General features: G+C 56.6%; 14 protein-coding genes and 1 pseudogene. 8 read left to right on the forward strand and 7 right to left on the reverse strand.

The window, feature by feature from the left end; all coding sequences use genetic code 11:
* Position 1 precedes the first annotated feature (1 nt).
* A complete protein-coding gene (gene acrR / locus FHU12_RS16445) occupies positions 2-676 on the reverse strand; it encodes a multidrug efflux transporter transcriptional repressor AcrR (protein WP_141970587.1) in 675 nt (224 codons plus the stop codon).
* A 142-nt stretch (positions 677-818) separates the two neighbouring features.
* Here acrR and sdeX point away from each other — a divergent pair, with 142 nt between their 5' ends.
* The 4 genes from sdeX (at position 819) to ykgO (ending at position 5,764) form a co-directional block, all read left to right on the forward strand.
* Positions 819-2,006, forward strand: a complete 1,188-nt coding sequence (gene sdeX, locus FHU12_RS16450; RefSeq protein WP_049199912.1) for a multidrug efflux RND transporter periplasmic adaptor subunit SdeX — start codon at positions 819-821, stop codon at positions 2,004-2,006.
* A gap of 17 nt (positions 2,007-2,023) precedes the next feature.
* A complete protein-coding gene (sdeY, locus tag FHU12_RS16455; RefSeq protein WP_060423439.1) occupies positions 2,024-5,170 on the forward strand; it encodes a multidrug efflux RND transporter permease subunit SdeY in 3,147 nt (1,048 codons plus the stop codon).
* Positions 5,171-5,356: 186 nt separating this feature from the next.
* Complete coding sequence (locus tag FHU12_RS16460) at positions 5,357-5,611, forward strand: type B 50S ribosomal protein L31 (RefSeq protein WP_004940303.1); 255 nt, start codon at positions 5,357-5,359, stop codon at positions 5,609-5,611.
* A gap of 12 nt (positions 5,612-5,623) precedes the next feature.
* Entirely contained in the window at positions 5,624-5,764 is a 141-nt protein-coding gene (gene ykgO, locus FHU12_RS16465; protein ID WP_004940304.1) for a type B 50S ribosomal protein L36, read from the forward strand.
* A gap of 107 nt (positions 5,765-5,871) precedes the next feature.
* Here ykgO and FHU12_RS16470 read toward each other — a convergent pair.
* The 3 genes and pseudogenes from FHU12_RS16470 to FHU12_RS16480 all read right to left on the reverse strand — a co-directional run bounded on the left by FHU12_RS16470 (position 5,872) and on the right by FHU12_RS16480 (position 8,339).
* A pseudogene (locus tag FHU12_RS16470) lies at positions 5,872-6,749 on the reverse strand (metal ABC transporter solute-binding protein, Zn/Mn family).
* Positions 6,750-6,774: 25 nt separating this feature from the next.
* Entirely contained in the window at positions 6,775-7,632 is an 858-nt protein-coding gene (locus FHU12_RS16475; protein ID WP_141970589.1) for a metal ABC transporter permease, read from the reverse strand.
* Positions 7,629-8,339 carry a metal ABC transporter ATP-binding protein gene (locus FHU12_RS16480; protein ID WP_141970591.1) on the reverse strand — a complete coding sequence of 237 codons (711 nt, stop codon included), beginning with the start codon at positions 8,337-8,339 and terminating at the stop codon, positions 7,629-7,631. The genes FHU12_RS16475 and FHU12_RS16480 overlap by 4 nt, the downstream gene beginning before the upstream one ends.
* A 407-nt stretch (positions 8,340-8,746) precedes the next feature.
* On the opposite strand from FHU12_RS16480, the gene FHU12_RS16490 reads away from it, so the two are divergent.
* The 3 genes from FHU12_RS16490 to hha all read left to right on the forward strand — a co-directional run bounded on the left by FHU12_RS16490 (position 8,747) and on the right by hha (position 9,881).
* On the forward strand, positions 8,747-9,100 hold the full coding sequence (locus tag FHU12_RS16490; protein WP_141970595.1) for a hypothetical protein: 354 nt from the start codon (positions 8,747-8,749) through the stop codon (positions 9,098-9,100).
* A 158-nt stretch (positions 9,101-9,258) separates the two neighbouring features.
* Positions 9,259-9,627 carry an Hha toxicity modulator TomB gene (gene tomB, locus FHU12_RS16495; protein ID WP_004940312.1) on the forward strand — a complete coding sequence of 123 codons (369 nt, stop codon included), beginning with the start codon at positions 9,259-9,261 and terminating at the stop codon, positions 9,625-9,627.
* Between the two features lie 50 nt (positions 9,628-9,677).
* The gene (gene hha, locus FHU12_RS16500; RefSeq protein ID WP_004940313.1) at positions 9,678-9,881 is read left to right on the forward strand and encodes a hemolysin expression-modulating protein Hha; all 204 of its coding nucleotides are present in this window, start codon (positions 9,678-9,680) and stop codon (positions 9,879-9,881) included.
* Positions 9,882-10,172: 291 nt separating this feature from the next.
* Here the strand turns inward: hha and FHU12_RS16505 are convergent, their stop codons facing one another.
* Complete coding sequence (locus tag FHU12_RS16505; RefSeq protein WP_141970597.1) at positions 10,173-10,691, reverse strand: cytochrome b; 519 nt, start codon at positions 10,689-10,691, stop codon at positions 10,173-10,175.
* A 52-nt stretch (positions 10,692-10,743) separates the two neighbouring features.
* Positions 10,744-12,171 (reverse strand): N-acetylglucosamine-binding protein GbpA, encoded by a 1,428-nt coding sequence (gene gbpA, locus FHU12_RS16510; protein ID WP_141970600.1) that lies wholly within the window; start codon positions 12,169-12,171, stop codon positions 10,744-10,746.
* Between the two features lie 252 nt (positions 12,172-12,423).
* Here gbpA and gspS point away from each other — a divergent pair, with 252 nt between their 5' ends.
* Positions 12,424-12,786, forward strand: coding sequence for a type II secretion system pilot lipoprotein GspS (gene gspS / locus FHU12_RS16515; protein WP_141970602.1), 363 nt, complete (start codon positions 12,424-12,426; stop codon positions 12,784-12,786).
* On the opposite strand, the gene FHU12_RS16520 is transcribed toward gspS, so the two are convergent.
* Entirely contained in the window at positions 12,783-13,598 is an 816-nt protein-coding gene (locus FHU12_RS16520) for a prepilin peptidase (protein ID WP_141970604.1), read from the reverse strand. The genes gspS and FHU12_RS16520 overlap by 4 nt on opposite strands.
* Positions 13,599-13,610: the final 12 nt, after the last annotated feature.

Below are 13,610 nucleotides of genomic sequence, written 5' to 3' on the forward strand. Positions count from 1 at the left end.
CTTATAAAGGAAGGCGGTCGACGTCAGGCGTCGCCGCGTCGGGTTTGAGGCGCAAGGTGGGGCAAAACTGCAGCATCTCCAAAAACGCGTCCACCAGCGCTTCGGCTTCGGCCCGCAGATCGAAACTTTCCGGCATAAACAGCCAGTTTTCCATCAGGCCGGTGATATAACCGCGCAGGATGATCGCCGCACGACGGGTATGCAAATCGGCGGGCAATTGCCCGTGGTGAATGCAGTTATACAGTACCGCTTCGATACGCTCGTAGCCGGCGAGGTACAGCACCTTGCGCGAATCCAGCAGCGGCATCATTTCACCGACAAACTCGCATTTGTGGAATATAATTTCCATCAACGCCCGCCTGCGGCCGTCTTCAACCGTAGACGTCAGAATGTAAATCAGAATTTCTCGGATAACCCGCAGTGGATTATCGGGAAACTTTGCCTGATACTCTGTTTCGAGCTGGTCAATTTTCGGCTCGGTAGATTCCCAAACTTCATTAAACAGGTCTACCTTATTCTTGAAGTGCCAGTAGATGGCTCCACGCGTAACCCCGGCAGCGGTGGCAATATCTGTCAGTGACGTTGCAGCAACGCCACGTTCAGAGAACTCTCTCACCGCAGCATCAAGGATTTGCTGTCGGGTTTCTTGCGCCTGCTGTTTGGTTTTTCGTGCCATGGCATTGTTATTTAGGGGGAGTGTGATTTACATACATTCGCGAATGTATGTACCATAGCACGCACATATAATTAACGCAGCAATGGGTTTTAAAGCTTGTGATCCATTGATCATTTTGAAATCGGACACTTGAGGTTTTTCTATGAACAAAAACAGAGGGTTAACGCCTCTGGCGGCCGTTCTGATGCTTTCAGGCAGCTTAGTGCTAACAGGATGTAACGATAAAGAAACCCAACAGCAAGGCGCCCACCAGCAGGCTCCTGAAGTGGGCGTAGTGACCTTGAAAGCCGAGCCTCTCAACATCACTACCGATCTTCCTGGCCGCACCGCTGCGTATCGCATCGCCGAAGTTCGCCCTCAGGTCAGCGGCATCATCCTGAAGCGCAACTTCGTTGAAGGCAGCGATATCAAAGCCGGGACGTCTCTGTACCAAATCGATCCCGCCACCTATCAGGCCAGCTACGACAGCGCGAAAGGCGATTTGGCCAAAGCGCAGGCCAGCGCTTCCATCGCACGCGTGACGGTAAACCGCTACAAGCCATTGCTGGGCACGAGCTACATCAGTAAACAGGACTACGACAACGCCGTCTCCACGCTGCAGCAGGCGGACGCCGCCGTCGTGGCCGCCAAGGCCGCCGTGGAAACCGCGCGCATCAACCTGGCATACACCAAGGTGACCTCCCCGATCTCCGGCCGCATCGGCAAGTCCGCCGTGACCGAAGGCGCACTGGTCAGCAACGGCCAGGCGACCGCCCTGTCCACCGTGCAGCAGCTGGATCCGATGTATGTCGACGTCACCCAGTCGAGCACCGACTTCCTGCGCCTGAAGCAAGAACTGGCCAGCGGCGCGCTGAAGCAGGAAAACGGCAAGGCCAAGGTGAAACTGATGCTGGAAAACGGCGCTGAATACGCGCAGGAAGGCACGCTGGAGTTCTCCGACGTCACCGTCGATGAGACCACCGGCTCCATCACCATTCGCGCCCTGTTCCCTAACCCGAACGATACGCTGCTGCCGGGCATGTTCGTGCGCGCCCGTCTGGACGAAGGCGTGCGCAGCGATGCACTGCTGGTGCCTCAGCAAGGCGTTACCCGCAACCCGCGCGGCGACGCGACGGCGTTGGTGGTAGGGGCAGACGACAAAGTTGAGCTGCGCACGCTGAAGGCAGACCAGGCGATTGGCGACAAATGGCTGGTTACCGATGGCCTGAAAGCCGGCGATCGCGTGATCGTCTCCGGCCTGATGAAAGTGCATCCGGGCGCGCAGGTAAAAGTGCAGGAAGTTGACACTCAGGCGCAAAAACAGCCGCAGTCTGAAGCGCAGAAGTCATAAAAAGGAGCCTGTAATACATGGCTAAGTTCTTTATAGATCGCCCGATTTTCGCCTGGGTAATCGCCATCATCGTCATGTTGGCGGGGGTGCTTGCAATAATGAAACTGCCTATCGCGCAGTATCCCACTATTGCACCGCCGGCGGTGAGCATTTCCGCCAACTACCCGGGCGCAGATGCCAAAACGGTGCAGGATACCGTCACTCAGATTATCGAACAGAACATGAACGGTATCGATAACCTGATGTACATGTCCTCCACCAGTGATTCCTCTGGTAGCGTCACCATTACCCTGACGTTTGATTCCGGCACCGATCCTGACATCGCGCAGGTTCAGGTCCAGAACAAACTGTCGTTGGCCACCCCGTTGCTGCCGCAAGAAGTTCAGCAACAGGGCCTGAAAGTAGAAAAATCCAGCAGCAGCTTCCTGATGGTGGCCGGCTTCGTTTCCGACGATCCGAACATGACTCAGGACGATATTGCGGACTACGTGGCGTCCAACATCAAGGACCCGATCAGCCGTTCGTCCGGCGTGGGTGAAGTGCAGCTGTTCGGTGCCCAGTACGCGATGCGTATCTGGCTGGATCCGAACAAGCTGAACAACTACCAGCTGACGACCACGGACGTGACCTCCGCCATCACCGAGCAGAACAACCAGATCGCCGCAGGCCAGCTGGGCGGCCTGCCGCCGGTGCCGGGGCAGCAGTTGAACGCCTCGATCATCGCGCAGACCCGTCTGACTTCGCCGGAAGAGTTCGGCAAGATCCTGCTGAAGGTAAATACCGACGGTTCCCAGGTGCGCCTGCGCGACGTCGCTCATATCGAGCGCGGCGCGGAAAGCTATGCCGTTACCGCTCGCTACAACGGCAAGCCGGCCGCCGGTCTGGGTATCAAACTGGCAACCGGCGCCAACGCCCTGAACACCGCCAAAGGTGTGAAAGACGAGTTGGCCAAGATGGCGCCCTTCTTCCCGCAAGGGATGAAAGTGGTTTATCCGTACGACACCACCCCGTTCGTTAAAATCTCCATCAACGAAGTGGTGAAAACGCTGATCGAAGCCATCATCCTGGTATTCCTGGTGATGTATCTGTTCCTGCAGAACTTCCGCGCGACGCTGATCCCAACCATCGCGGTGCCGGTAGTACTGCTGGGGACCTTTGCGATCCTCGCGGCGTTTGGCTTCTCGATAAACACCCTGACGATGTTCGGCATGGTGTTGGCGATCGGCCTGCTGGTGGATGACGCCATCGTGGTGGTGGAAAACGTCGAGCGCGTTATGTCCGAAGAGGGGCTGCCGCCGAAAGAAGCTACCCGTAAATCGATGGGCCAGATCCAGGGCGCGCTGGTGGGTATCGCCATGGTGCTGTCGGCGGTATTCGTGCCGATGGCGTTCTTCGGCGGTTCAACCGGCGCTATCTATCGCCAGTTCTCAATCACCATCGTGTCCGCGATGGCGCTGTCGGTGCTGGTGGCCTTGATCCTGACGCCGGCGCTGTGCGCCACCATGCTCAAACCGATCCCGAAAGGCGATCACGGGGTTAAAACAGGCTTCTTCGGCTGGTTTAACCGCATGTTTGAGAAGAGCACGCATCACTATACCGACAGCGTGGGCAACATCCTGCGCAGCACCGGTCGCTACCTGATCATCTACCTGCTGATCGTGGTTGGCATGGGCCTGCTGTTCCTGCGCCTGCCTTCCTCGTTCCTGCCGGACGAAGATCAGGGCATCCTGTTGACCATGGTGCAGCTGCCTGCCGGTGCCACCGAGTCCCGTACCAACAAAGTGCTGGAAGAAGTCTCCGACTACTTCCTGAACAAGGAAAAGGACAACGTGGTTTCGGTGTTTACCGTCGCGGGCTTCGGCTTCAACGGTAACGGCCAGAACAACGGCCTGGCATTCGTCAGCCTGAAGGACTGGGGTGAACGTCCAGGGGCCGGGAACAAGGTCGAGGCGATCGCAGGCCGTGCCATGGGTGCGTTCTCGCAGATTAAAGAAGGCCTGGTGTTCCCGTTCAACCTGCCGGCGATTATCGAACTCGGTACCGCAACCGGCTTCGACTTCGAGCTGATTGACCAGGGCGGCCTGGGGCACGAAAAACTGACCGAAGCGCGTAACCAGCTGTTGGGCATGGTTGCTCAGCATCCGGACGTGCTGGTGGGCGTGCGCCCGAACGGCCTGGAAGATACGCCGCAGTTCAAACTGATCGTCGATCAGGAGAAAGCCAAGGCGCTGGGCGTCAGCATCACCACCATCAACAGCACGCTGAGCACCGCCCTGGGTGGTTCGTACGTCAACGACTTCATCGACCGCGGTCGTGTGAAGAAGGTGTACGTGCAGGCCGAGGCGCCGTTCCGTATGCTGCCGGAAGACATCAACAAATGGTACGTGCGCGGCACGAGCGGCCAGATGGTGCCATTCTCCGCCTTCTCTTCGGCGAAATGGGAATACGGCTCACCGCGCTTGGAACGCTATAACGGCTTGCCGTCGATGGAAATTCTGGGCCAGGCCGCACCGGGCAAGAGTACCGGTGAAGCGATGAACCTGATGGAACAGCTGGCATCCAAACTGCCAAGCGGCATCGGTTACGACTGGACCGGTATGTCCTATCAGGAACGTCTGTCGGGCAACCAGGCGCCGGCGCTGTACGCCATCTCGATTCTGGTGGTGTTCCTGTGTCTGGCGGCGCTGTATGAAAGCTGGTCCGTGCCGTTCTCGGTCATGCTGGTATTGCCGCTGGGGGTTATCGGTGCGTTGCTGGCCGCGACGATGCGCGGCATGAACAACGACGTGTACTTCCAGGTGGGGCTGCTGACCACCATAGGCCTGTCGGCGAAGAACGCCATCCTGATCGTGGAATTCGCCAAAGATCTGATGGAGAAAGAAGGCAAAGGCCTGATCGAAGCGACGTTGGAAGCGGTGCGTATGCGTCTGCGCCCAATCCTGATGACATCTCTGGCCTTCATCCTCGGGGTTCTGCCGCTGGTTATCAGCAGCGGTGCAGGCTCCGGCGCACAGAACGCGGTAGGTACCGGCGTAATGGGCGGGATGATCACCGCCACCGTCTTGGCGATCTTCTTCGTACCGGTGTTCTTCGTGGTGGTTCGCCGCCGCTTCAGCAAGAAGAACGAGGATCTGGAACACAGCCATCCGGTAGAGCACCACTGATCGCTCAGTGATGTGAGCTCCACCCGATAATCGAAAAGGCCGCGCATGCGGCCTTTTTCTTTTGCTTCAGTTGCTTAATGCAAACCGTTCTCATTAATTCACTCTTGTGTGCAATTTGCGCTTGATCGCGATGCCAGGTCGGCGCATAATTATTGTTATAGTATAACATTACATTAGAGAGCCATTATGAAACCCGGCATCCATCCCGATTATCGCACCGTGGTGTTCCACGACGTCAGCGCCAATGCCTACTTCAAAGTGGGATCGACCATCAAAACCGATCGCACCATCGAGCTGGACGGCGAAAGCTGGCCGTATGTCACCCTTGACGTCTCTTCTGCTTCGCATCCGTATTACACCGGCAAGCAGAAAGACTATTCCAAAGAAGGCAGCACGGCGCGCTTCCAGCAGCGCTTTGGCCGCTTTATCGGCAATAAGTAACAAGGAAATCCCATGCAGGTATTGAGTTCATTGCGTTCGGCGAAAAACCGCCACCCTGATTGCAAAGTCGTGCGCCGTCGTGGCCGCATCTATGTGATCTGTAAAAGCAATCCGCGATTCAAAGCGGTACAGGGACGTAAGAAAAAGCGTTAATTCCAAAGTGTCATCTGTCGCAAAGCCCCGTTGCTGCTCAACGGGGCTTTTTTTTATGGCGAGAAAGTGCCTGCAAGCCGTCCCCCGCCGGCAGGCGGGGGCGGAGATTACTTCATGCTGCTCAGCAGCGCGTCGACATTGTGCTTGAACGCCTGCTCATAGGTGGCCGCCGGGCCGCCCGCGCGGGAGAGCGCTTCAGGGTACAGCTCGCCGCCCGCCTTGGCGCCGGTGGCGGCGGCGATCTGTTTCACCAACCGCGGATCGGTCTGATTTTCGATAAAGTAAGCGTTGACCTTTTCCTGTTTGATTTGCTTGATCAGGCCCGCCACGTCGCTGGCGCTGGCTTCGGCCTCGGTGGAAAACCCGACCGGGGCAAGGAAGGTGACGCCGTACTCTTGCCCAAAGTAGCCAAAGGCATCATGGCTGGTCAGCACCTTGCGTTTCTGTGGCGGTACTGCCGCGAACTGGGTTTTGGCCCACAGGTCCAGCTTTTGCAGTTGCTGAATATATTCGGCTCCGCGCTGGCGAAAATAGTTGGCATCTTCGGGATCGGCGGCAATCAGGGCGTTCATCACGTTGGTGGCGTACTGCACGCCGTTTTTCATGCTGTTCCAGGCGTGAGGATCGGTAATCGGTTTGCCGTCCTCCTCCATTTGGCGGGTGCGATCCCCTGTGAAGCGGTGATCACCTGCCCTTTATAACCCGAAGCGCTGACCAGACGATCGATCCACCCTTCCAGTCCCAGGCCGCTGACGAACACCACATCAGCCCGAGCCAGCGTCTTGCCGTCCTGCGGCGAAGGCTCGAAACTGTGCGGATCGCCATCCGGCCCTACCAGCGTGCTAACCTTGACGTGATCGCCTCCCACCTGTTTGACGATATCGCCCAGAATGGAAAAGCTGGCGACGGCGTCGACGGTCTTCGCCATCGCCAATGGGCTGGCCAGCAGAGCAGCAACCGCCAGCGATATAGGTAAACGTTTCATACTTTCTCCTTGCAAAGGGCACTTCTCAACGGCGCGCGAAGGCGCAAATGCCTCCGCGCGTTCCAAACAGGATCGAGACGAAAAAGATGACGCTGGCGCTGAGCACGATCGCCGGGCCGGCAGGCAACGACGCGTAGTAGGACCATACCAGCCCAATCACGCTGGAAAGCGCGCCGATGCCCATCGCCGTCGCCAGCGTCTGCGGCAGATTGCGCGCCCAGAAGCGCGCGCTGGCGGCGGGCAGCATCATCAGCCCCACCGACATCAGGGTGCCGAGGATCTGGAATCCCGCCACCAGATTGACCACCACCAGCGCCAGAAACAGGCCGTGGATCAGCGCCAACCGGCGCGGCGCATTGACGCGCAGAAAAGTCACGTCGAAGGATTCGATCACTAACGCGCGATACAGCGCCGCCAGCGCCAGCAGCGAAACTGAGGCGATTGCACCGACCATCAGCATGGCCTGCTCATCGACCGCCAGAATCGAACCGAACAGCACGTGCAGCAGATCCACACTGGAACCGCGCAGCGAGACCAGCGTGACTCCCAGCGCCAACGACCCCAGATAGAACCCGGCGAAGCTGGCATCTTCTTTTAACGGCGTGCGGCGGCTCACCAGGCCGGACAGCATCGCCACCGCCAGCCCGGCAATAAAGCCGCCCACGCCCATCGCCACCAGCGACATGCCGGAGATCAGATAACCGATCGCCGCGCCCGGCAACACCGCGTGGGACAATGCGTCCCCGACCAGGCTCATGCGGCGCAGCAGCAGAAACACGCCCAGCGGGGCTGCGCTGAGCGACAGCGCCAGGCACGCCATGAGCGCACGGCGCATAAAACCGAAAGAGAGGAAAGGATCGATAAGCCCATGCAACAGCATCATGGCGCCACCGCCCGCAGATCCGGCTGCCGTTCGGCGCGATACCTCGGCACCTGTTCCAGCACCCGCTCAGCCGCGCCCCAGTGGCAAGCCTGCGGCGTCAGCAACAGCGCCTGCGGGAAATGCTCGGCAACCATCGACATATCGTGCAGCACGGCAATCACCGTTCTCCCCTGCCGGTGCAGTTGCGCAATCGCCTGCAGCAAAATCTGCGTGGTGGCGCTGTCGATGCCGGTAAAAGGCTCATCCAGCAGGATCAGCGGCGCCTGTTGGACCAGCAGGCGCGCAAACAGCACTCGCTGCAGCTGGCCACCGGACAGCTCGCCCACCGGGCTGCGCGCCAGCGCACTCATGCCAACGTTCGCCAGCGCCTCATTGACCTGGCTCGTCGCACGCTTGTTCATGCCGCCGAACATGCCGCTTTGCGGCCAACAGCCCATCGCCACCAGATCGCTCACCGCGATGGGGAACTGCCGATCCAGTTCCGCCTGCTGCGGTAAATACGCTCTGCGCGGTGGCTTTCCGCCGCTAAAACTCAGGCTGCCCCCCAACGGCGGCAACAATCCGGCGAAGGTTTTCAGCAGCGTCGACTTACCCGCCCCGTTGACGCCCACCACCGCGGTTAACGATCCGGCAGTAAACTGCCCGCTCAGCGGCGGGAAAAGTGGCGTGGCCCCATAGCCTATCGCCAACTGACGCAAGGTGATCATGGCAGCGACACCGCCCAGAAAATGCCGAGCCACAACAGGGCCAGCAGCACAACGGCCCCCGAACAGCGCACGGCAGCGGAGGTGGTAAACAACGAATTCAGTGACGACGCAGCGTCATGTTGTGGAGAGGGAGTCAATGTCGTGACCAACGCGATGGAGTAATGGTTACAATATAACATCACACTCACTACGACGTCTCAAGCCCTGCCGTGCCAATTAATGCAACGGAACGTAACAGCCCCGCGCAGCGGCTCTCCCCCGCCACGCTCCCCTTATCAATCTCAGGGATATTCCCGTTCGACAGAAATGTTGGCATAGGGTAAAGAACAGCGGTAAATCGAAAAATTTACCGGCGCGTGTGGAAAAGGAGTAAGATAAGCAGATAACATTGCTGTTGGCCGATCTTAATGCTTGTTACCCTTGTCTGTAGCCTGGACGTCAACGCACTTTCTGTTAAAAAATTAAAGAAAGTGATTAATGACAATATAGCGGAGTTAGTGCCGGCGCTGACCAGTGGACTCAGTTTTTATTCTGAAAGCGCACGCTATGCCGAAGATTCATTAGAAATACTTGATATAGTGCAACAAGGTGACGGCGGTTATTCAATGAGTTATCGCTATAAGTGGGGCATTTTTAATGCCTGCCTGGATATCAACAGCGAAGATATCATCAACGACAGCGTCCGGTTTCGAGTGACGGAGCGGGGTTTAATCTTCGACATCATTGATAACTCACGTCCATCAACTGCGGATGAATTGTAAGTTTACGTAATAACTGCAGGCCAAACGCGAAAAAATGATTTATATTCATTTTACGGGAAGTTTATTTAACCACCGTTAAGCTGCCTCCGTTCATGATGTAAATCAGCTTACTCACATAGTGTTATCACACCGCAATTAAGACTTACGGAGGGGATGATATGGATGAGTATTCGCCTAAGCGACACGACATTGCTCAGCTCAAATTCTTGTGCGAAAATTTGTATGATGAAGGTATCGCTACCCTGGGAGACAGCCACCACGGGTGGGTCAACGATCCGACATCCTCCGTCAACCTGCAGCTTAATGAGTTGATCGAACATATCGCTTCGTTTGTGATGAGTTATAAAATTAAATACATGGACGAATCAGACCTGTCGGAGTTAGTCGAAGAATATCTCGACGATACTTATACGCTGTTCAGCAGCTACGGTATCAATGATTCCGACCTGCGCCGCTGGCAAAAGACCAAGGCGAGATTATTCAGAATGTTCTCAGGAGAGGACATCTGTACGACAATGAAAACTTAGGGGATAATTATTCCCGAGCTATTTTACGGTTATTAAACTAAAAGGCCACCATGACTAAAACCGACTATCTGATGCGTTTACGTAAATGCACCACGATTGATACTCTCGAACGTGTTATTGAGAAAAATAAGTACGAGCTTTCCGATGATGAACTGGAGCTGTTTTACTCAGCGGCCGATCACCGTCTGGCGGAGCTCACCATGAACAAACTGTATGACAAAATCCCCACCTCCGTTTGGAAATATGTCAGGTAATCAGACCCCAACGCGTTGAGCCGATGCTTTTATCGGCTTCAATGTCCACGTTAAATACGTATTTTTCCTATTGACAATGAAATGTTAATTACGTTCATCTTTATCGTTAATAATAAATAGCAACACTTCTCTGTTCCTGTTCGGGGTATAACGCGATTAACGCGTTATGACTCTCGCCCCCTTCTTAACGGCCACCAGCGTAACGGCCATGCAGCCAATCCCTCCTAACCTATACCCCTCGCGGCCACGCCGCCGCACTGCCTCGCCGGGCGGAGTGATCGCCCCGTAAAATCAGAGCATGCGGCGCAAAATCGCCTGCCGGGCAAAACAGTGGTGTTTAATCACCGCCGCAACGTGCAGCACGATCATGGCCGACAGCGCGATACACGCATAACGGTGCACGGCGAAAAAGAAGCGGTTAACGTCGAGATTTGCAATCGGGCGTGGGAAGTCAATCGCACCGAAAACGGCAAAGCCGTGCTCCAGCATGAGGAATCCGCTGATCAGCACCACGAAAATCAGCAGGTAGAATATTTCGTGCTGCAAATGCACCAATCCCTTCTCGTGCCCTTGCAGCATATCGCCATAGGGCACCTTCGGCCGGAAAAAGCGCCAGATAAAGCGCGCCGCCATCAGCGGTGTCAGCACCAAAGCCAACGACATATTGGTCACGGAGAAAAAAGCGAAGATGCGCGCATCCGTCATAAAATGCAGCGAATAACCGACAATCATTACGTAGATCATGACCGCGGCAATGCCCCAATGCAGTAACCGACTGAAAAGATCGTAACGGGCAGGTTCGTGTGACATAAAACTCCTTTAAAAGCGGCCATCGCTGGCCGCTTGGCTATCCGATTTACGCTTACTTTTTCAGAACCCAGGCATCCTGCCAGTTGGATCCCACGCCCGGCTCATAGTGAGTCGCGCCGCTGTTCCACTGCATGCAGTAACCGCTGTAAGGGAAAGGTTTGCACTGATACACCTTGCCGTCCTTCTGCTGCAGCACCGTGGTGCCGGCGGTGTATTTACTCAGCTCGTTCGGGAAGACGAAGTTGTAGTCGCCATTGCCACCACCGCCGGTGGAGTCGGCTTCCAGATTGAAGTTTTCGATATCAGGCTGAATGCTCTGCCCGTTATCGTTGCTGGCGATCACTTTCAGCATGTGGTGGCCCTCGCTGACGTTGCTCAGCGCGATGGTCAGCGGCTGGCTTGCGTCTTCCAGCGTCTCTTTCACATAGCCTTTCTCCGTCTGACCGTGATCGTAAACGCGCGCTTCAACCGTCAGCTTGCCTTTAACCTCGGCATTGAAGGTCAGTTGGGCTTTACCATCCTTGATCTTGGTGCTGGACAGATTGCCAATACGAATCTCTTCGGTAATCTCAGGTGTATTTTCATCATAGGAAATCACCACGCTCTTCATCGTGCTGCCCTGCTTGGCGAAGACCGCGTTATTGCCGAATACCGGGTTGACGTTGCCTTTGCCGTCCTTCACCCCGGCGCGCACCGCTTTCTGTTCGGCGTTGATCTTGGTAGCCAGTGCGTGGCTCCAGCGGTTTTTGTCGGTCAGCGCCTCGCTGTCGATCGCCAGCTCGGTTTTCATCGCCAGCACTTCGCCGTTTGCGTCGAAGAAGCGAGCGATCGCTTTGTCGCCAACCTGCAGGTTTTTACCGGTGAGGGAACCCTGCAGCTGCTTGCGCCATTCGGATACGACGCCGTCGTCTTCAAAGTTAACGTCAACCACCTGATAGAAACTGTTTACCGTGTCATTGATTTCCCACACGCCGTAAATCACCTGATAGCCGGTTCTCTCCGGCACCACGCACTGATGCACTTCGCGATCTTTTGGCGCCTGAGCATGGCCATCAACTTCACAGAACGGCTCTTTTTCGAAAGCCTCGCGCGACAGCGGTTTGTTCACATCCCAATCTTGTTTGGTGATGTAGTAACGCCAGTTATTGGTTTTATGCTTGGCGGTGTGGTACCAGGTGAACGTCTGCGGCCCCGGCTTCATGGTGTTCAACGCCCAGACGTTGACGCCCTGGCGATCCAGCGGTTCGAAGCCATTAACCCCGCCGCTGGCCAGCTGACCGTCGAGCGGCGTAGCGCCGCCAGGGAAGCCGGAAATCTGCTCAACGCTTTGCGGTTCCCACTGCGCCCGGCCGCAGTCGGTGTTGCTACCCAGCTTGCACTTGTAGGCGCGGCTTTCGGGAACTTCGATATACCCATGCGACCAGGCGGCCGACGAGGCAGCGAGCGTTGCCATCATCAGGGCGATTTTGGATAAATTCATTACGACTCCAGTTAAATTTATTGGATTCCAACTGAGTGAGAAGAAACTCAAAGAGGTGCGGCGATACCGCGAGAGGAATAATAAGTAGAAGCCCTGAACGCCCGGCACTTAGAATGCATTAAAATAATAAAACCTAATACGACCAAGATATTAAATGGCATGACAAACGTTTAAAATAATCCGGAAATCGTGAAGCGCCGCCGTGCGGCGAAAGAAATAAGCGCACCGTTCCTATTCCACAGAGAGAATAACGTGACATTGAAAAATATCGCCGCAGCGGTCTTGGCCTCCCTGCTGCTCTCCGGCTGCCAGCACGCCGCCAAATCCGCCCCTGACGCCGCCGCCCAACGCGACCAGCTGTCGTCGCTGGTCGGCGCCGGCTTGTTTTTGAGAGAGCGTTGCAATCGCGCCGACATCCCGGCCGACGATAAGCTCACGGCGGCGGCGCTGCAGGAAGCAGAGAAAAAAGGCTGGTCGCCGGCGCTCAATCGCGCCCAGTTGCTTGCTGCAGGTCAACACGTCGCCGCACAGCTGGCGGCCGACGCCACGCCGCTGCAGGAGAAGTGCAGCGAATTCAATCGGTCACTGGCGCCCTTTTTAGCCCAGCGCCGTTAGCCCCCCAGCGGCAGCACAAACCATTGGCAGGCGACCGCGCCTGCGCCCGCCGTCGCCAGCCCCGGCCCGAAAGGCAGGGGCTGAGTTCCATCACCGCCGCGCCATACGCGCAGCAACAGCCATAGCAGGCTGCCGGCGGAGGCGAACAGCAGGATCGACGGCAAAGCGGCATAGCCGCCCCAGGCGCCAAGCGCCGCCAACAGTTTAAAATCGCCGTATCCCAGCCCCTCGCGGCCAGTCGCCAGACGAAATCCCCAATACAGCAGCCACAGCGTCAGATAGCCCGCCATCGCGCCGATAACCGCCGCCGGCAAAAAGGCCGGGTGCGCGAGGCAATGCCACAGCAACCCGCCCCACAACAGCGACAGCGTCAGACAATCCGGCAGGAGTTGGCGCTCGCTGTCAATCGCCGCCAGCGCCAGCAACAACGCAACAAACGCCAGCATGAAAAACCAATCCAGCCCAATGCCGAGATGCCAGGCCAGCATGATTCCCATCAGCATCAGAAATAACTCCACCAGTGGATAACGCACGGAAATAGGGCGGCGGCAATAACGACAGCGGCCACGCAACAGCAGCCAACTTAATAAAGGAATATTATCGAACGCCGATAATTGTTTTGTGCATGACGGGCAAAATGAACGCGGCCAAACGAGATCAAACCGCTCGGCCTGCGTCGTTTCCATTTCACGCTCAAGCATGACAGGCAGCCGATAAACGACCACGTTAATAAAACTGCCGACGCACAGACTCAACACGGCGCTAAATAACAGCCAGTGTTCATCCGCCGCCGCGTTTAGGGCGAATAGCATGATTTTTTCTGA

The sequence above is a fragment of the Serratia marcescens genome (assembly GCF_006715005.1).
GTDB classification, from domain to species: Bacteria; Pseudomonadota; Gammaproteobacteria; order Enterobacterales; family Enterobacteriaceae; genus Serratia; species Serratia montpellierensis.